Raw genomic sequence first — 16647 nt, 5'->3', positions numbered from 1 at the left:
CTTACACGTCCCGCCTCTGCAGCAGCGCGAGCGCGCTGGCGAACGCGGCGGCCGTCACGCCGAGCATGATCCACAGCGGGTCCCAGCCGGACGGGCCGGAGTCGGTGAGGGAGTTGGTGTAGAAGACGCCGAGCTGGTTCGGGATGGAGTACTCGAACAGCGCCTCGCGCAGGCCCTCCAGCGACTGCGAGAACATGAACAGCGCGATGACCAGGGGCGCCAGCAGGACGCCGATCATCAGGGTGATGGCGCCCGCCGAGTGCCGGACGACCGAGCCGACGACCAGCGAGAGCAGTCCGAGCAGCGCGATGTAGGCCGAGACGCCGACCGTGCCCTTCAGCCACTCCTCGCCGGACGGCTCCGCGGCCCCGCTCAGCAGGGCCACGTCCGCCAGGGCCACGACCAGGGTGGAGGCGAGCGTCACCCCGAAGGCGACCGCGAAGAAGACGATCGCCTTGGCCGCGAGGACCCGCCCCCGCGTCGGGCACGCGGTCATCGTGGTCCGGATCATGCCGGTGCTGTACTCGGAGGCCGTGGTCAGCACGCCGAGCGTGATGACGCAGATGCTGCCGAGGAGCAGCCCGAACACACCGAACGACAGCGGGTTCTCCCCGCTCAGGCTGTCCTCCGGGGAGTTGGCGGCGACCAGCACGGCGGTCAGCAGGCCGATGCCGACCACCAGCAGGACGAAGACGCCGAGCGTCCACATCGTGGAGCGCACCGACCTGATCTTCGTCCACTCGGAGGCGATCGCGTGCCCGAGATGCGTGCGCACCACCGGGATCGGCGAGGTGTAGGTGGCGTACGACGGACCGGGCGCCGCCTGCCAGTGCGGCGCGGCCTGCGGCATCGGGGGCTGGGGCGTGCTCATCGGGCGTCCTCGGGCTTGGTCAGGTCGGTCGGAGCGGCGGGCTGCGCGGCGGGCGCCTGCTGCGGGGCGGCCGGGGCGGCGGCGGGCCGCGCGGGCTGCTGGGCCGGTGCCTGGGGCACGGCGGAGGCGGCGGGCGCGGCGGGTGCGGGCTGGGCGTACGGGTTGGGCGCACCCGCGCCCGGAGCGCCCTGCGCGCCCCCCGGCACGGCCGGAGCGCCGTACGGCCCGCCCGGCGCCTGGCCCGGCACGCCCTGCGGCGCGTGGTGCGCGAACGGCTGGCCGCCCTGCTGGGGCGGCGGCGGGGCGTACCAGCCGGGCTGGCCCTGGCCGGGCACCGGCACCGGCGGCTGCGCGCCGGGCGCCGGCGGCTGCTGGAGCCCTTCCTTCTGGTCGATCGTCGAGCGGTAGTCGACGGCGCTCTGCGTCATCCGCATGTACGCCTCCTCCAGCGAGGCCTGGTGCGGGGACAGCTCCCACAGCCGTACGTCGTGGCCGTGCGCGATGTCGCTGATGCGCGGCAGCGGCAGGCCCGTGACGCGCAGCGCCCCGTCCTGCTCGGGCAGCACGTGCCCGCCGGCCTCGGTCAGCGCGGCCGACAGCTTCTCCCGCTGCTGCGGCTCGGTGTCCGGCGTCCGCACGCGCGCGAAGTCGGCGGAATTGGCCGAGATGAAGTCCTTCACGCTCATGTCGGCGAGCAGCTGGCCGCGCCCGATGACGATGAGGTGGTCGGCGGTCAGCGCCATCTCGCTCATGAGGTGGCTGGAGACGAACACGGTCCGCCCCTCCGCGGCGAGGGACTTCATCAGGTTGCGCACCCAGAGGATGCCCTCGGGGTCGAGGCCGTTGACCGGCTCGTCGAACAGCAGCACCTGCGGGTCGCCGAGCAGCGCGGCGGCGATGCCGAGCCGCTGGCCCATGCCGAGGGAGAACCCCTTGGAGCGCCTGCGGGCCACGTCCTGGAGACCGACCACGCCGAGCACCTCGTCCACCCGCCGGGCCGGGATGCCCGACAGCTGGGCCAGGCTCAGCAGGTGGCTGCGGGCGGTCCGGCCGCCGTGCACGGCCTTGGCGTCGAGCAGGGCGCCGACCTGGCGGGGGGCGTTGGGCAGCTTGCGGTACGGGAAGCCGCCGATCGTCACATGACCCGCGGTGGGATTGTCCAGGCCCAGGATCATCCGCATCGTCGTCGACTTGCCCGAGCCGTTGGGCCCGAGGAAGCCGGTGACGGCGCCGGGCCGCACCTGGAAGGAAAGGTTGTACACAGCGGTCTTGTCGCCGTAGCGCTTGGTCAGGCCGACTGCCTCGATCATGCTCCGCACCCATCGAAAGGTTCAGGACAGCGGGGCACACGCCCCCCATAAGGGTTAGGAGGATATCCAGGCGCTGACGGTTCCGCTCAAGAGCGGGTAAAGGACCACCCCCGGATCCGCCCTACGCGTCCCGCTTCTTCAGCAGCAGGTAGCCGCCGGCGAGCGCGGCGAGCACCCACAGCGCCATGATCCCGAGTCCGCCCCACGGCCCGTACGGCACGTCGTCGTCGACGGGCGTCACCACCTGCATGATGCGGCTGCCGGCCTGGTCGGGCAGGAACCGCCCCACCTTCTTCGTCGCGTCGACGTTGCCCAGGATGTTCGAGATCAGGAAGAAGAACGGCATGAGGATGCCCAGCGACAGCATCGGGGAGCGCAGCATCGCGGCGACGCCCATGGAGAACATCGCGATGAGGGTCATGTACAGCCCGCCGCCGATGACCGCCCGCAGCACGCCGGTGTCGCCGAGGGCCGCCCGGTGCTCGCCGAGCATCGCCTGGCCGAGGAAGAAGGTGGCGAAGCTGGTGGCCAGGCCGACCACGAGGGCGAGTCCGGTGGCGACCGCGATCTTGCTGAAGAGGAAGGTGCCCCGCTTCGGGACGGCGGCCAGCGAGGTGCGGATCATGCCGGTGCTGTACTCGTTCGACACGACGAGCACCCCGAACACGATCATCGCGAGCTGACCGAGGCTCATCCCGGCGAAGCTGATGAACGTCGGGTCGAAGTCGAGCCGGGCGCGCGCGTCCATGCGGTCGAACTCGCTCTTCGACAGCGCGGAGATGAGCATGCCGAGGGCGATGGTGACCACCACCGCGAGGGAGAGCGTCCAGACGGTGGACGCCACCGACCGGATCTTGGTCCACTCCGATCGGATGACCTGGGTCGCCGCCATCTCAGCCCTTCCTCCAGCCCTCGCCCCACGGCGCTTGCGCCTGCGCCGGCGCCTGCCCGGCGGGCGGCGTCCCGGTGTGCGCGTGGTACTCCACCGACTCGGCGGTCAGCCGCATGAACGCCTCCTCCAGCGAGGCCTGTTGCGGACTGAGCTCGTGCAGCGTGATCCGGTGCCGGGCGGCCAGCTCGCCGATGTGCTCCGCCTTGCCGCCGTCCACCTCCAGCACCCCGCCGCCGGTCTCCACGGCCGTGATGCCCGCTCCTTGCAGCACGTCCAGCAGCCGCTCCCGCTGCGGGGTGCGGATCCGGACGTAGGACCGGGAGTTCTGCGCGATGAAGTCGGCCATCGAGGTGTCGGCGAGCAGCCGCCCCTGCCCGATGACGACCAGGTGATCGGCGGTCAGCGCCATCTCGCTCATCAGGTGGCTGGAGACGAACACCGTCCGCCCCTGCGACGCGAGGGACTTCATCAGGGTGCGGATCCAGTGGATGCCCTCCGGGTCGAGCCCGTTGACCGGCTCGTCGAACATCAGGATGCGCGGGTCGCCCAGCAGCGCGGCGGCGATGCCGAGCCGCTGCCCCATGCCGAGCGAGAACCCCTTGGCCTTCTTCTTCGCGACGGCCGTCAGTCCGACGGTGTCCAGCACCTCGTGCACCCGCCGCTTCGAGATGCCGTTGCTCTGGGCCAGGCAGAGCAGGTGGTTGTGGGCGCTGCGGCCCGGGTGCACGCCGCGGGCCTCCAGCAGGGCGCCGATGTACGTCAGCGGGTCCTTGAGCTGGTGGTAGTGCTTGCCGTCGATGCGGACGTCGCCGGCGGTGGGCCGGTCCAGACCGAGGATCATCCGCATCGTCGTCGACTTGCCCGCGCCGTTGGGACCGAGGAAGCCCGTGACGATACCCGGTCTGACGGTGAAGGACAGGTTGTTCACCGCCACCTTCTCGCCGTACCGCTTGGTCAGCCCCTCGAGCTCGATCATGCCGCCCACGCTAGAACGGGACGGAGCCCCCTGCCACCGCAGTGACAGGGGGCTCCGCAGGTTTTCAGCCGCCGTACGCCGGGGCGTTACCGGGACTGCTGGGCCGGGACCCCGCGGGAGATCGGCTCGTCGTCCGTGGACGGCGTGCCGGCCGCGGCCACCGCGGCGCCGGTCAGCGTGGCGAGCATCTCGCGGACGTTCGTCAGCTGGGCGTTGATGGAGTCGCGGCGGTTGGTGAGGGCCGCGAGCTCGCGCTCGGATTCCGAACGGATCCGGTCGGCCTTGGCGTTGGCGTCGGCCACGATGTCCTCGGCCTGGCGCTGGGCGGTCTCCACCGTCTGGCGGGCGCGGCGCTCGGCGTCGGTGCGCAGCTTCTCGGCCTCCAGGCGCAGCTGCTCGGCGCGGTGCTCGATCTCGGCCAGACGCTTCTCGGCCTTGGCCTGACGGGAGGCCAGGTCGCGCTCGGACTGCTCGCGGCGCTTGGCGAGATTCGTCTCGAAGTCGGCGGCGGCCTGCGCGGCCTTGGCGCGGGTCTCCTCGAAGAGGGCGTCCGCCTCCTCGCGCTTGGACTGCGCGTCCTTCTGCGCCTCGGACCGCAGCTGAGCCGCGTCACTCTTGGCCTTCTCGACGATCCGCAGGCCCTCGTCCTCGGCCTTCGCCTTGCGCTCGGAGGCGTACGACTCGGCGTCGTTGCGCACCTGCTGGGCGGCGGACTCGGCGAGCTCGCGGTGCTGCTCCGCCGCGCGCCGGGCCTCCTCGCGCAGGTCCTTCGCCTCCTCCTCGGCGAGACGGAGGATCTTCTCCACGCGCGCGCCGAGACCCGCGTACGACGGCTCGGCGTCGGTGACCTGGGCCTGGGCGTTCTGCGTCTCGAGGTGGAGCTCCTCGATGCGCTTCTCCAGAGCGGTGATGCGGGCGAGAGCACTGTCACGGTCGGAGACGAGCTTGGAGATACGTTCGTCCACCTGAGCGCGGTCGTACCCACGCCGCACAAGCTCGAAGCCGTAGGGGGAAGTGTCGCTCATGGGGTTCCTGTCGAATGAGACCGGTGAGGTGATAGAGGGAATCCTAGGGCCCGGAACGGTGTGTCATCGAGCGGATGCGCGTTTGATACGGAGAATGAGACCCCTTTTGGGTGGCTGACCGCGAGACCGCTTGCCAAAGACTTGGTCAAGGGTCCCGGCAGCCACCGGATTCGTCCCTTCCGCCCGGAACCTCCTCCGGAGGTCCGTGCCGGGGCCCACCCCGCCGGCGTCGCCGGAGCGGGCGGCCCCGCCCGGCCGTCCCCTCCACGGCGCCGCGGTGCCAGTCTGGCCCGTCGTACGGGGCCGGTGCTAGCTTTCCTGCGACTTGCCACCCGATCGGGTTGCGCCGGCCGCCGCGCCGGCCTTGACCCCGTTGTCCTTGCCCGCGGGCGGCGCCTCGAAGGACTCCAGCGCCTCCAGGACGTCCTGCACACGGGAGATCTCGGCGTTGATGTCCTCGCGGCGCCGCACCAGGATCTCTAGCTCGCGCTTGCCCTCCTCGACCGTGCGCCGCGCCTCGCGGATCGCCTCGGCCTTGAGCTCCTCGGCCTCCTTGATGAGGGTGGCCTTCTTCTGCTCGGCCTCCTTCAGTAGGCCCTCGGCCTTCTTCACCGCGGCGATCCGCACCTTGCCCGCCTCGGAGTTGGCCTCGGAGACGAGCTCCTTGGCCTTCGCCTCGGCCTTGGCGAGCTGCTCCTCGGCGGCCTTGATGAGCGCGTCGCAGCGGTCGCCGGTCGACTTCATCGTCTCGGCGGCCTCACGGCGGGCCCGCTCGTGCAGCTCCTCGATCTCCGAGGTGATGCGGTCGCGCAGCTCCTCGGCGCGCTCCCGGATCTGCGTGGCGTCCCGGCGCGCGCCGACCAGCAGCTCGTCCGCGTCCGTACGGGCCTTCTCCACCAGCGAGTTGCCCTCGACGGTGGACTCGGCGACGATCCGCTCGGCCTCCGTGCGGGCCGCGCCGACCATCGTGTCGGCCTGCGACTCGGCGTCCGCGGTGGTCTTCAGCGCCTGCTGCTGCGCCTCGGTGAGCAGCTTGTCCGCCTCGGCCGTGGTCTCCGTGATGAGCTTGTCGACCTGCTCGGCCGCCTCGGAGCGCCGCTTGTTGGCCTCCTTGCGTGCCTCGTCGAGGGTGCGCTCGGCCTCCTCGCGCGCGGTGGACACCAGCCGCTCCGCCTCCGCCTCGGCGTCCGCCTTGACGCGTTCGGCCTCGGTGCGGATCCGCTCGGCGTGCGCCTGCGCGGAGCCGACCGTCTCGGCCGCCTCGGCCCGCAGCCGCTCGGCGTCCGTCGTGGCGTCGCCGACCAGCTGCTCGGCCCGGGCGACGGACTCGGACCGCACCCGCTCGGCCTCGGCGGCCGCCTCGCCGAGGACGCGGTCGGCCTCGGTGCGGGCCTCGGTGCGCACCCGCTCGGACTCCGCGAGGGCCTCGGTGCGGACGCGTTCGGCCTCGGCGACCGTCTCCATGCGCAGCCGGTCGGTGTCCGCGACCGTCTCCGTGGTGAGCCGCTCCGCCTCGGCGCGCGCCTCGGTGATGAGGGTGTCGGCCTGCGTGGCCGCGTCCGAGCGGATGCGGTTGGCGTCCTCGCGGGCGTCGGCCCGGGTGCGCGCCGCGCTCTGCTCGGCCTCCGCGATGGTGTCCGACGCCTCGGTGCGCACCCGCTGGGCGTGCTCGGCGACGTCGGTGCGGATCCGCTCGGCCTCGGCGATCGCCTCGGACACCGTGCGCTCGGCGAGCGCCTTGGCGGCCTCGGACTCCTCCCGGGCCTCCCGGCGCACCCGGTTGGCGTCCTCCGTGGCCCGCTCGCGCTCGGCGTAGGCGTCGGAACGGACCCGGTCCGCCTCCTCCTCGGCCTCCCGGCGGGTGCGGTCCGCCGCGTGCTCGGCGGCGCTGCGCAGCCCGGCGATCTCCTCCTGAGCCTGCTCCTGCAGTCCGGCGACGGAGTCGCGGACCTGCTGGGCGTGCTGCTCGGCCGCGGACACCATCTCGCCGGCGCGCCGGTCGGCCTCCTCCACCAGGCGCAGCGCCTCGGCCTGCGCCTCCTCCACGCGCTTGCGCGCGGAGGCCAGCAGCTCCTCGCTCTGCTCGCGGGCCCGCTCGCGCTCCTGGTCGGCCTCCTGGCGGGCCGCGCCGAGCAGTTCCTCGGACTCGCGGCGGCGCCGGGCGGCCTCCTCCTGGGCGGCGGCCAGCGTCTCGGACGCCTCGGCGGCCAGCCGCTCGGCGGCGGCCTGTGCCTCCGCCCGCACCCGGTCGGCGGTCTCCTGCGCCTCGGTGCGCAGCCGCTCGGCCTCCGCCGCGGCCTCCGACCGCAGCCGCACGGCGACGGCCTCGCCCTCGGCGCGCGAGGCGGACGCGTCGGCCGCGGCCTCGGTGCGCAGCCGGTCGGCCTCCTCCTCGGCCTGCTGCCGAAGGGTACGGATCCGCTCGGCGCCCTCGGCGCGCAGCCGCTCGGTCTCCTCGGCGGCCTCGCGGCGGATCCGCTCGGCCTCCTCGCGGGCCTCGCCCAGCGCCTGCTCGGCGGCGGACAGCCGCTCCTCGGCCTCCTTCTGGAGCCGCGACAGCTCCTCGGCGGCCTCGGCCCGCCGGGCCGCGACGGCCCGCTCGGCCTCCTCGCGCAGCTCGCGCGCGGCCCGTTCGGCGTCCGCCTTGAGGGCCTCGGCCTCCTCGGCGGCCTCCTCGCGGTGCCGCTCGGCCTCCTGGCGGGTGCGCTGGAGGGTCTCCTCGGCCTGCCGGCGCAGCGTCGTGGCGCGCTCGATGGCCTCGGTGCGGACCTTCTCGCTGTCGGTCTGGGCGGTCTGCCGCAGCTCGTCCGCGTCGGCCTTGGCCTTCGCGAGCAGCTCCTCGGCGGTCCGGGCGGCCTCCTCGATCTGCGCCACGGCCTCCTTGCGGGCCCCGGCGCGGATCTTCTCGCCCTCGTCGACCGCGTCGGCGCGCAGCTGCTCGGCCTCGCCGCGCAGCCGGCGGGCCTCCTCCTGCAGCTCGACGGTCTTGGCGCGGTACTCCTTGGTGTCGTCCTTCGCCGCGCCCTTGAGCTGCTCGGCGATGTCGTGCGCCTCGGCGCGCAGCCGGTCCGCCTCGGCCTCGGCCTCCTTGCGGATCCGCTCGGCCTCCTCGGCCGCGGCCCGCGTGGTCCGTTTGGCGTCCTCGGACGCCTTGTTGAGCACGTCCTCGGCGGTCCGGGCCGCCTTGGACAGCTGGGTCGCGGCCTCCTCGGCGGTGACGCTGCGGGCCTTCTCCACGGCCTCGGCGAGCAGCTTCTCGGCCTCGGCGCGGGCGTCGGCGACGAGCTGCTCGGCCTCCGCCTTGGTGGACTCGGCCTCCTTGGTGGCCTCCTCGACCAGCCGGGCGACCTGCTCCTTGGCCGTGCGCGTACGGGTCTCGTTGGCGGCCTCGGCGCTCGCCAGGGCCTTGGCCGCGGCCTCCTTGGCCTCCGCGACCAGCTTCTCGGCCTCGGTGCGCGCCTCGCGCAGCGCCGTGTCGGCCTCCGCGATGCGCTGCTCGGCGGCCCGGCTCAGCTCCTGGGCCTGGCGGCGCGCGGCCTCCGACTCGCTCGCCGTGGAGGTGCGCAGCTGCTCGGCGTGGTCGGTGGCCTCCTGGGCCTGGGTGGAGGCGGCGTTCAGCAGCCGCTCGGCGTCCGCGCGGGCGCGGCGCAGCAGCTGCTCGGCCTCCGCGCGGGCCGCCTCGGCCTCGCTCTGCAGGCGCTGGCGGGCCTCGGCGGTCAGCCGCTCGGCCTCGGCGCGCGCGGCGGCCATGGCCTGCTCGGCCTCGGCGCGGGACTCCTCCAGCAGCCGGCGGGCCTGCTGCTCGGTGCGGGCGCGCAGCTGCTCCGCCCACGCCACGTTCTCGTTGACGTGCGACTCGACGGTCTGCCGGCGCTCGGCGAGCTCCTGGTCGAGCTGCTGGCGGCGGGTCACCGCCTCCTGGTGCAGCTCCGCCTGGAGGCGGGCGGCCTGCTCGGCGTGCTCCTGCAGGATCCGCTGGGTCTGCGCCCGGGCCTGGCTGAGCTCGCGCTCGGCGTCGGCCCGGATCTGGTCGGCCTGCATCTGCGCGTTGCGCAGCAACTGCTCGGCCTGGTAGCCGATGTCGGCGCTGTCGTAGGCGGGCCGGGACATGATGGTGCGCCGCGCCTCGTGCAGCTTGGCGCGCAGCACCTCGACCTGGTAGCCGAGGTCCTCGGCGTGCTGGATCGCCTTTTCCCGCTCGGTCTTCAGCCGCTTCATCTCGGCTTCGAACCGAGAGAGGTGGTCGACGTCAGCCGCCGGCTCTCGCTCCTGGCTCTCGTAGCCCCGCACTGCGCGGTCCCATCCGTCCCCTGGTCGCAAGTCTGCCCATACGAGCTCCGTCCATCCGCCGAACGGGGCCCCCGGGGAATGGTGTCAGATCAACGGCGGAGCATGGGCTGCTGCCCCGACGCTCGTCCCCCGAAACCCGGACCCCGGCATGCGGCCGCCCCCGGATCGGGTGGCGACCGCACCCAACCCTACCGGCCCTTATGTACGGGGGTCAGTGCTCAGGTGACTCAACAGGCGCGGAAGTGACCAGTTCTGTCAGGACACCGTGGCAGTCCTTGGGGTGAAGGAAGGTGATCCGTGACCCCATGGAGCCGCGCCGGGGCTCTTCGTACAGGACGCGGACGCCCTTGTCCTTGATGGCGGCCGCGTCCCCGTCGACGTCCGCCGTGCCGAAGGCGATGTGGTGGACGCCCTCGCCGTTCTTCGCCAGCCACTTCGCGACGGTGGAGTCCTCGCGGGTCGGTTCGAGCAGCTGGAGGTACGAAGCGCCGCCGTCCGACGTATCGTTGATCTTGAGCATGGCCTCGCGCACGCCCTGCTCCTCGTTGACCTCGGTGTGGAACACCTCGAAGCCGTAGGTGGCACGGTAGAACTCGACGGTCGCGTCGAGGTCGTGGCAGGCGATTCCGATGTGGTCGATTCGCGTCAGCATGGACTCAGTGCAGCGCTCCGGAGGTGGTTACGCAACGTGCGCGCGATCACACCGACAGCCCGATGACGGGCGGGATACCGCTCAGTACATTCGGGTAAACCCTCGTTCACTCCTCGGCTGTGCAGCCGGTAAGGGGATCGCAGCTCATGTCATCTGCAACGAACAGTTCCGTGATCGTCGCGGGCGCCCGGACACCCATGGGACGGCTGCTCGGCTCGCTGAAGTCCTTCTCCGGGGCCGACCTGGGCGGCTTCGCGATCAAGGCCGCCCTCGACCGTGCGGGGATCGGCGGCGACCAGGTGCAGTACGTGATCATGGGCCAGGTGCTCCAGGCCGGGGCGGGGCAGATCCCGGCGCGGCAGGCCGCGGTCAAGGCGGGCATCCCGATGAACGTCCCGGCGCTCACCATCAACAAGGTGTGCCTGTCCGGCCTCGACGCGATCGCGCTGGCCGACCAGCTGATCCGCGCGGGTGAGTTCGACATCGTCGTCGCCGGCGGCCAGGAGTCGATGACCAACGCCCCCCACCTGCTGCCCAAGTCCCGCGAGGGCTTCAAGTACGGCGCCGTCCAGATGCTGGACGCCATGGCGTACGACGGTCTGACCGACGCCTTCGAGAACATCGCCATGGGCGAGTCGACGGAGAAGCACAACACCCGGCTGGGCATCGGGCGGGCCGAGCAGGACGAGATCGCGGCGCTGTCCCACCAGCGCGCCGCCGCGGCCCAGAAGAACGGCGTCTTCGACGCCGAGATCACCCCGGTCGAGATCCCGCAGCGCAAGGGCGACCCGGTGCTCTTCAGCAAGGACGAGGGCATCCGCGGGGACACCACCGCCGAGTCGCTGGGCAAGCTGCGCCCGGCGTTCTCCAAGGACGGCACCATCACGGCGGGCTCCTCGTCGCAGATCTCCGACGGCGCCGCCGCGGTCGTGGTGATGAGCAAGGCCAAGGCCCAGGAGCTCGGCCTGGACTGGATCGCCGAGATCGGCGCCCACGGCAACGTGGCGGGCCCGGACAACTCGCTCCAGTCACAGCCGTCCAACGCGATCCTGCACGCCCTGAAGAAGGAGGGCCTGGAGGTCTCGGACCTGGACCTCATCGAGATCAACGAAGCCTTCGCCGCGGTCGCCGTCCAGTCGATGAAGGACCTCGGCGTGTCCACCGAAAAGGTGAACGTCAACGGTGGGGCCATCGCCCTGGGGCACCCGATCGGCATGTCCGGCGCCCGTCTCGTGCTGCACCTGGCGCTGGAGCTGAAGCGGCGCGGCGGCGGGGTCGGCGCGGCCGCGCTGTGCGGCGGCGGAGGCCAGGGCGACGCGCTGATCGTGCGGGTGCCGAAGGCCTGACGGTTCGACTCGACCGACTCTCTCGGAACGGAGCTGTGATGCAGGACGTCTCCACGCTGGTGGCCCAGGCCAGGGAAGGGCGCCCGCGGGCCGTGGCCCGGCTGATCTCCCTGGTGGAGGGGGCGTCCCCGCAGCTCAGGGAGGTCATGGCGGCGCTCGCTCCGCTGACCGGCGGGGCGTACGTGGTGGGCCTGACGGGTTCGCCCGGGGTCGGCAAGTCGACCTCGACCTCGGCGCTGGTGACGGCGTACCGCCGGCAGGGCAAGCGGGTCGGCGTCCTCGCGGTGGACCCGTCGTCGCCGTTCTCCGGGGGCGCCCTGCTCGGTGACCGCGTCCGGATGTCGGAGCACGCCTCCGACCCGGGCGTGTACATCCGCTCGATGGCGACGCGGGGCCACCTGGGCGGCCTCGCGTGGGCCGCCCCGCAGGCGATCCGCGTGCTGGACGCGGCCGGGTGCGACGTGGTCCTCGTCGAGACGGTGGGCGTCGGCCAGTCGGAGGTCGAGATCGCCTCCCAGGCGGACACCTCGGTGGTGCTGCTGGCGCCCGGCATGGGCGACGGCATCCAGGCGGCCAAGGCGGGCATCCTCGAGATCGGCGACGTGTACGTCGTCAACAAGGCGGACCGGGACGGCGCCGACGCGACCGCCCGGGAGCTGAACCACATGCTGGGCCTCGGCGAGTCCCGGGGGCCCGGCGACTGGCGTCCCCCGATCGTCAAGACGGTCGCCGCGCGCGGCGAGGGCGTCGACGAGGTGGTCGAGGCGCTGGAGAAGCACCGGGCCTGGATGGAGGAGCGGGGCGTCCTCGCCGAGCGGCGGCGGGCGCGGGCCGCCCGCGAGGTGGAGACCATCGCGGTCACGGCCCTGCGCGAACGCATCGGCGACCTGCACGGCGACCGGCGCCTGGGCGCGCTGGCCGAGCGGATCGTGGCGGGCCGGCTGGACCCCTACCGCGCCGCGGACGAACTGGTGGCGGGCCTCACGGAGTCCTCCGGCGGCTGAACGGGTGCCTGCGGCGGTCGGGCGGACGCCTGCGGCGGTCGGACCGGGCGGCTGACGCCGGCCGGCCGCGAGCCGCGCCCACCCGTGCCGCCGGGGCGGCGCGGATGGGCGCGGGCGGTACTCCGCCGGGCCGCGCCGCGTTCCGCCTTCGGCCCGGTAGCCCGCGGGGCGGTGTGTGTCTTGCCTTCGGGCTGGTGCCTGGCGGGGCGGTGTGCATCCCGGCCTCGGCCTGGTGGCCCGAGAGGCGGTGTGTGCCCCGATCCCGCTGGTGCCCGGCGGGGTGGTGTGCGTCCCGGCCTCGGTTGCGGGGTCGCGGGGCGGTGTGTGCCCGATCCCGCTGGTGCCTCGCGGCGCGGTGCGCGCCCGATCCCGCTGGTGCCTCGCGGCGCGGTGTGCGTCCGGTCTCGGTGGCGGTGTCGCGGGGCGGTGTGTGCCTCGACCTCGCTGGCACCCCGCGGCGCGGTGCGCGCCCGATCCCGCCGGTGCCTCGCGGCGCGGTGTGCGTCCGGCCTTGGTGGCGGTGTCGCGGGGCGGTGTGTGCCCCGATCCCGCCGGTGCCTCGCGGCGCGGTGCGCACCCCGACCCCGCCGGTGCCTCGCGGCGCGGTGTGCGTCCCGCCCCCGCCGGTGCCTGGCGGGGTGGTGTGCGTCCCGGCCTCGGCCGTGGCGTCGCGAGGCGGTGTGCGCCTCGACCCCGCTGGCACCCCGCGGCGCGGTGCGCGCCCGATCCCGCTGGTGCCTCGCGGCGCGGTGTGCGTCCGGCCTCGGTGGCGGCGTCGCGGGGCGGTCAGTCCTCGTCGGAGCGGTCCGCCGTGACCTTGCCCGTCCTCGCGTCCACCCGCCACTCCCGGTCGGCACCCGTCTCGACCTCCCAGGCCGGGGAGCCGCTCTCCTCCAGGTCGACGGAGGTCACCGTGCCCTTGCCCGCGGCGGCCCGCGCCGCCTCCGCGGCCGTCACGGACGTCCCCTTCAGTGCCGCCCGCACCTCCGCCGTGTCGTCCTCCCGCTCCTTCTCCGCGCCGAGGACCTTCCCGGTGCCCGGGTCGATCCGGACGCTGTGCCAGGTGTCGCCGCCGCCGAGGACGTCGACCTGCCAGCTCACCCCGCCGCCGTCGTCCTCGTCGTCCAGCTCGGCGGAGACCGCCGTGCCCGGTGCGTGCTTCAGGGCGGCGGCGACGGCCTCGGGCGCCGTGACGGACACGTCGGCGCGGGCCCGCCGCTCGGCGGCCTCCTCCGCGCCGTCGTCGTCGTCCGACGGCCGGGCCTGCGCCGTCTGCCGCGCCGTGTCGTCCCCGTCGTCGTCCGCCACCGCGAGAGCCGTGGCCGTACCGCCTCCGATCAGCGCGGCGGCGGTCACGGCGGCGATCACGATGTTGCGCTTCATGCGGTTTCCTCCCGGGTCGTTTCCTTTTCGACAGGTACGACTCTCGCCGAACGACGCTGAGGGCAAGCTGAAACCGCCTGAAGGGATCTTCAGCTTGCCTTTGCGACCCTGGTCCCATGCGCCCACCCGTCACCCACCACCACCCCGCCGGAGGCGCCTCGCGCCGCCCCTTCCGGCTCCTGATCGTCGAGGACGAGAAACGGCTGGCCCTGTCGCTGGCCCGGGGCCTGACGGCCGAGGGGTTCGCCGTGGACGTCGTCCACGACGGGCGGGAGGGGCTGCACCGGGCCTCGGAGGATTCCTACGACCTGGTGGTCCTCGACATCATGCTGCCCGGGCTGAACGGCTACCGGGTCTGCGCCGCGCTGCGCGCCGCCGGGCACGACGTGCCGATCCTGATGCTCACCGCCAAGGACGGCGAGTACGACGAGGCCGAGGGGCTCGACACGGGCGCGGACGACTACCTGACCAAGCCGTTCTCGTACGTCGTGCTCGTCGCCCGGATCAAGGCGCTGCTGCGGCGCCGCGGGCCGGGCGCCGGGGCCTCGCCGGTCCACGTGCACGGGGACCTCAAGGTGGACACCGCGGCCCGGCGGGTCTTCCTGGGCGAGGCGGAGGTCGGCCTGACCGCCAAGGAGTTCGACGTGCTGGAGCAGCTCGTGGTGCGGGCCGGCGAGGTGGTGTCCAAGGCGGAGATCCTGGAGCACGTCTGGGACTTCGCGTACGAGGGCGATCCGAACATCGTCGAGGTGTACGTCAGCGCTCTGCGGCGGAAGCTGCGGGCGGGGCTCATCCGGACCGTGCGCGGGGCCGGGTACCGGCTGGAGACGGCGCCGTGAGCCGGCTGTTCGGGTCGGTGCGGGCGCGGGCGACGCTCGGGGCCACCCTGGTGGTCGCGGTGGCGCTCGTCGCGGCCGGGGCGGCCGTGCTGCTGTCGCTGCGGACGAACCTGATCGGCGAGGCCGGGACCCAGGCCGAGCGCTCCGCGCGGGCCGTCGCCGCCGAGCTCGCCGCGCGCACGCCGTACGACCAGCTGTCCGGGCTGGACGACGACCACACGCCGGTGCAGGTCGTCACCGAGGACGGCACGCTGGTCGCGGCGGGGGAGGACCTGGAGCGGATCAGCGGCACGGCCACCGGGGCGGTCAGGCCGGCGGCGGCGCGACCGGGCGGCGGCGGCGACGACGGTGACGCGCTGGAGCCCGGGGAGATCGGCGAGGAGACCACCTTCACCAACGGCTCGGCGACGGTCGACGGCACGACGCAGGACTACCGCTTCGCCGCCGTCGAGGTGGAGACCCACGACAGCGGGCTGCTGACCGTCTACGCGGGCGCCCCGCTGGCCGCCGAGCACGGCGCCGTGCGCACCGCGCTGACCGTGATGCTCATCGGGTTCCCGCTGCTGCTCGGCGTGGTGGCGGGGGTGACCTGGCTGGTGACGCGCCGCGCGCTGCGCCCGGTGGAGGGCATCCGGCGGGAGATGGCCGCGATCACCGCCTCCGAGGACCTGGCGCGCCGGGTGCCGGAGCCGGACACCCACGACGAGGTCGCCCGGCTGGCCCGCACCACCAACGAGACGCTGGCCGCCCTGGAGGCCTCCGTGGAGCGGCAGCGCCGCTTCGTCGCCGACGCCTCCCACGAGCTGCGCAGCCCGATCGCCTCGCTGCGCACCCAGCTGGAGGTGGCCGCCGCCCATCCCGAGCTGCTCGACCTCGACGGCGCGGTCGAGGACACCGTACGGCTCCAGCGGCTCGCCGCGGACCTGCTGCTGCTCGCCCGCCTGGACGCGGGGGAGCGGCCCGCCCCGGCCGCCCGGGTGGAGCTCGCGGCGCTGGCGCGGGAGGAGGCCGCGGGGCGCGCGGGCGTGACCGTGGACGCCGAGGAGGCGGAGGTGGCCGGATCGCGGGGGCAGCTCGGGCGGGTGCTCGCCAACCTGCTCGACAACGCGCAGCGGCACGCCCGGTCGGCGGCCGCCGTGACCGTCCGGCGGGAGCGCGGCTGGGCCGTGGTCGGGGTGTCCGACGACGGGGACGGGGTCCCGGAGGCCGACCGGGAGCGGATCTTCGAGCGGTTCGTCCGGCTGGACGCGGCCCGCAGCCGGGACGACGGCGGCGCCGGACTGGGGCTCGCCATCGCCCGGGACGTCGCCGTACGGCACGGGGGCACGCTCACCGCCGGGGACGCGCCGGCGGGCGGCGCCCTGTTCGAGCTCCGCCTGCCGCTCGCCTAGGGGCTGTCGTCCGGGTCACGCCGCGGACGCGGCGCCGACGACCTGCAGCCGATTCCCCGCGACCTGATCCGAACGGCAGCCCCTGGGCGGCGGCCGGGCTACGGGCGGCCGCGCTGGCCGCGCAGGTGCTGCGCGACGGGCTTGAGGGACTTGTCGAGCTCGGTGAGCGCCTCGGGGGACAGCAGGTCGATGAAGTGCCTGCGCACCGATGCCACGTGGTGGGGCGCGACCTTCTTCATGGTGTCCATGCCGTGCTCGGTGAGGACCGCGTACAGGCCCCGGCGGTCCGACTCGCAGTTCTCCCGCCGGACCAGGTTCGCGTTCTCCATGCGCGTGATCTGGTGCGAGAGGCGGCTCTTGGACTGCAGAGTGGCGGAGGCCAGGTCGCTCATCCGCATCCGCAGGTCCTCCGACTCCGAGAGGTTCACCAGGATCTCGTAGTCGTTCATCGTCAGGCCGAACGGCTGCAGGTCTTTTTCGAGCTGGTACGTCAACAACCGGTTGACCTCCAGGTGGGTGCGCCAGGCGCACTGCTCCGCATCGGTCAGCCAGCGGGTGGCCGTCTCGGTCTCCATGAATGAAGTCTACCTAAGAAGTTGAAAGGCGAACTAATGAGGGTGGTGTGACGGCGCACGCCGGTGGGGCGGCGGTGGTGCGCAGGCGTTCGA

13 protein-coding genes are annotated in these 16647 nt (G+C 73.6%); 4 read left to right on the top strand and 9 right to left on the bottom strand.

The window, feature by feature from the left end:
- Position 1: 1 nt before the first annotated feature.
- The 7 genes from ACIF8T_RS30900 to mce all read right to left on the bottom strand — a co-directional run bounded on the left by ACIF8T_RS30900 (position 2) and on the right by mce (position 10016).
- Entirely contained in the window at positions 2-871 is an 870-nt protein-coding gene (locus tag ACIF8T_RS30900) for an ABC transporter permease (RefSeq protein ID WP_400039512.1), read from the bottom strand.
- A complete protein-coding gene (locus ACIF8T_RS30895; protein WP_400039510.1) occupies positions 868-2181 on the bottom strand; it encodes an ABC transporter ATP-binding protein in 1314 nt (437 codons plus the stop codon). The genes ACIF8T_RS30900 and ACIF8T_RS30895 overlap by 4 nt, the downstream gene beginning before the upstream one ends.
- A gap of 121 nt (positions 2182-2302) precedes the next feature.
- The gene (locus ACIF8T_RS30890; protein WP_400039509.1) at positions 2303-3073 is read right to left on the bottom strand and encodes an ABC transporter permease; all 771 of its coding nucleotides are present in this window, start codon (positions 3071-3073) and stop codon (positions 2303-2305) included.
- A 1-nt stretch (position 3074) separates the two neighbouring features.
- Positions 3075-4049, bottom strand: coding sequence for an ABC transporter ATP-binding protein (locus ACIF8T_RS30885; RefSeq protein WP_400039507.1), 975 nt, complete (start codon positions 4047-4049; stop codon positions 3075-3077).
- A gap of 86 nt (positions 4050-4135) precedes the next feature.
- Positions 4136-5074: a cellulose-binding protein gene (locus ACIF8T_RS30880; RefSeq protein WP_400039505.1), complete on the bottom strand. Its 939-nt coding sequence runs from the start codon at positions 5072-5074 to the stop codon at positions 4136-4138.
- Positions 5075-5383: 309 nt separating this feature from the next.
- On the bottom strand, positions 5384-9364 hold the full coding sequence (gene scy / locus ACIF8T_RS30875) for a polarized growth protein Scy (protein WP_400039504.1): 3981 nt from the start codon (positions 9362-9364) through the stop codon (positions 5384-5386).
- A gap of 211 nt (positions 9365-9575) precedes the next feature.
- Positions 9576-10016, bottom strand: coding sequence for a methylmalonyl-CoA epimerase (gene mce, locus ACIF8T_RS30870; protein WP_400039502.1), 441 nt, complete (start codon positions 10014-10016; stop codon positions 9576-9578).
- 146 nt (positions 10017-10162) lie between these two features.
- Here mce and ACIF8T_RS30865 point away from each other — a divergent pair, with 146 nt between their 5' ends.
- A complete protein-coding gene (locus ACIF8T_RS30865) occupies positions 10163-11362 on the top strand; it encodes an acetyl-CoA C-acetyltransferase (RefSeq protein WP_400039501.1) in 1200 nt (399 codons plus the stop codon).
- 38 nt (positions 11363-11400) lie between these two features.
- Positions 11401-12366, top strand: a complete 966-nt coding sequence (meaB, locus tag ACIF8T_RS30860; protein WP_400039500.1) for a methylmalonyl Co-A mutase-associated GTPase MeaB — start codon at positions 11401-11403, stop codon at positions 12364-12366.
- A gap of 786 nt (positions 12367-13152) precedes the next feature.
- Here the strand turns inward: meaB and ACIF8T_RS30855 are convergent.
- Positions 13153-13749: a PepSY domain-containing protein gene (locus tag ACIF8T_RS30855; RefSeq protein WP_400039498.1), complete on the bottom strand. Its 597-nt coding sequence runs from the start codon at positions 13747-13749 to the stop codon at positions 13153-13155.
- A 116-nt stretch (positions 13750-13865) separates the two neighbouring features.
- On the opposite strand from ACIF8T_RS30855, the gene ACIF8T_RS30850 reads away from it, so the two are divergent.
- Both ACIF8T_RS30850 and ACIF8T_RS30845 read left to right on the top strand, forming a co-directional pair.
- Positions 13866-14588 carry a response regulator transcription factor gene (locus ACIF8T_RS30850; protein ID WP_400039496.1) on the top strand — a complete coding sequence of 241 codons (723 nt, stop codon included), beginning with the start codon at positions 13866-13868 and terminating at the stop codon, positions 14586-14588.
- Entirely contained in the window at positions 14585-15979 is a 1395-nt protein-coding gene (locus ACIF8T_RS30845; protein WP_400039494.1) for a sensor histidine kinase, read from the top strand. Before ACIF8T_RS30850 ends, ACIF8T_RS30845 begins: the two co-directional genes overlap by 4 nt.
- A gap of 98 nt (positions 15980-16077) precedes the next feature.
- On the opposite strand, the gene ACIF8T_RS30840 is transcribed toward ACIF8T_RS30845, so the two are convergent.
- Entirely contained in the window at positions 16078-16554 is a 477-nt protein-coding gene (locus ACIF8T_RS30840; RefSeq protein ID WP_400039492.1) for a MarR family winged helix-turn-helix transcriptional regulator, read from the bottom strand.
- Between the last annotated feature and the right edge of the window lie 93 nt (positions 16555-16647).

This window comes from Streptomyces sp. NPDC085946, from assembly GCF_044540485.1.
GTDB lineage: Bacteria > Actinomycetota > Actinomycetes > Streptomycetales > Streptomycetaceae > Streptomyces.
The sequence above is the reverse complement of the archived record's forward strand: the minus strand, read 5'-3'. Positions and strand labels throughout refer to the sequence as shown.

Excerpts from the sequence above, each read along its gene's own strand:
- ACIF8T_RS30900 (WP_400039512.1), bottom strand. The coding sequence starts at position 871 with ATGAGCACGCCCCAGCCCCCGATGCCGCAGGCCGCGCCGCACTGGCAG.
- ACIF8T_RS30895 (WP_400039510.1), bottom strand. The coding sequence starts at position 2,181 with ATGATCGAGGCAGTCGGCCTGACCAAGCGCTACGGCGACAAGACCGCT.
- ACIF8T_RS30890 (WP_400039509.1), bottom strand. The coding sequence starts at position 3,073 with ATGGCGGCGACCCAGGTCATCCGATCGGAGTGGACCAAGATCCGGTCG.
- ACIF8T_RS30885 (WP_400039507.1), bottom strand. The coding sequence starts at position 4,049 with ATGATCGAGCTCGAGGGGCTGACCAAGCGGTACGGCGAGAAGGTGGCG.
- ACIF8T_RS30880 (WP_400039505.1), bottom strand. The coding sequence starts at position 5,074 with ATGAGCGACACTTCCCCCTACGGCTTCGAGCTTGTGCGGCGTGGGTAC.
- mce (WP_400039502.1), bottom strand. The coding sequence starts at position 10,016 with ATGCTGACGCGAATCGACCACATCGGAATCGCCTGCCACGACCTCGAC.
- ACIF8T_RS30865 (WP_400039501.1), top strand. The coding sequence starts at position 10,163 with ATGTCATCTGCAACGAACAGTTCCGTGATCGTCGCGGGCGCCCGGACA.
- meaB (WP_400039500.1), top strand. The coding sequence starts at position 11,401 with ATGCAGGACGTCTCCACGCTGGTGGCCCAGGCCAGGGAAGGGCGCCCG.
- ACIF8T_RS30855 (WP_400039498.1), bottom strand. The coding sequence starts at position 13,749 with ATGAAGCGCAACATCGTGATCGCCGCCGTGACCGCCGCCGCGCTGATC.
- ACIF8T_RS30850 (WP_400039496.1), top strand. The coding sequence starts at position 13,866 with ATGCGCCCACCCGTCACCCACCACCACCCCGCCGGAGGCGCCTCGCGC.
- ACIF8T_RS30840 (WP_400039492.1), bottom strand. The coding sequence starts at position 16,554 with ATGGAGACCGAGACGGCCACCCGCTGGCTGACCGATGCGGAGCAGTGC.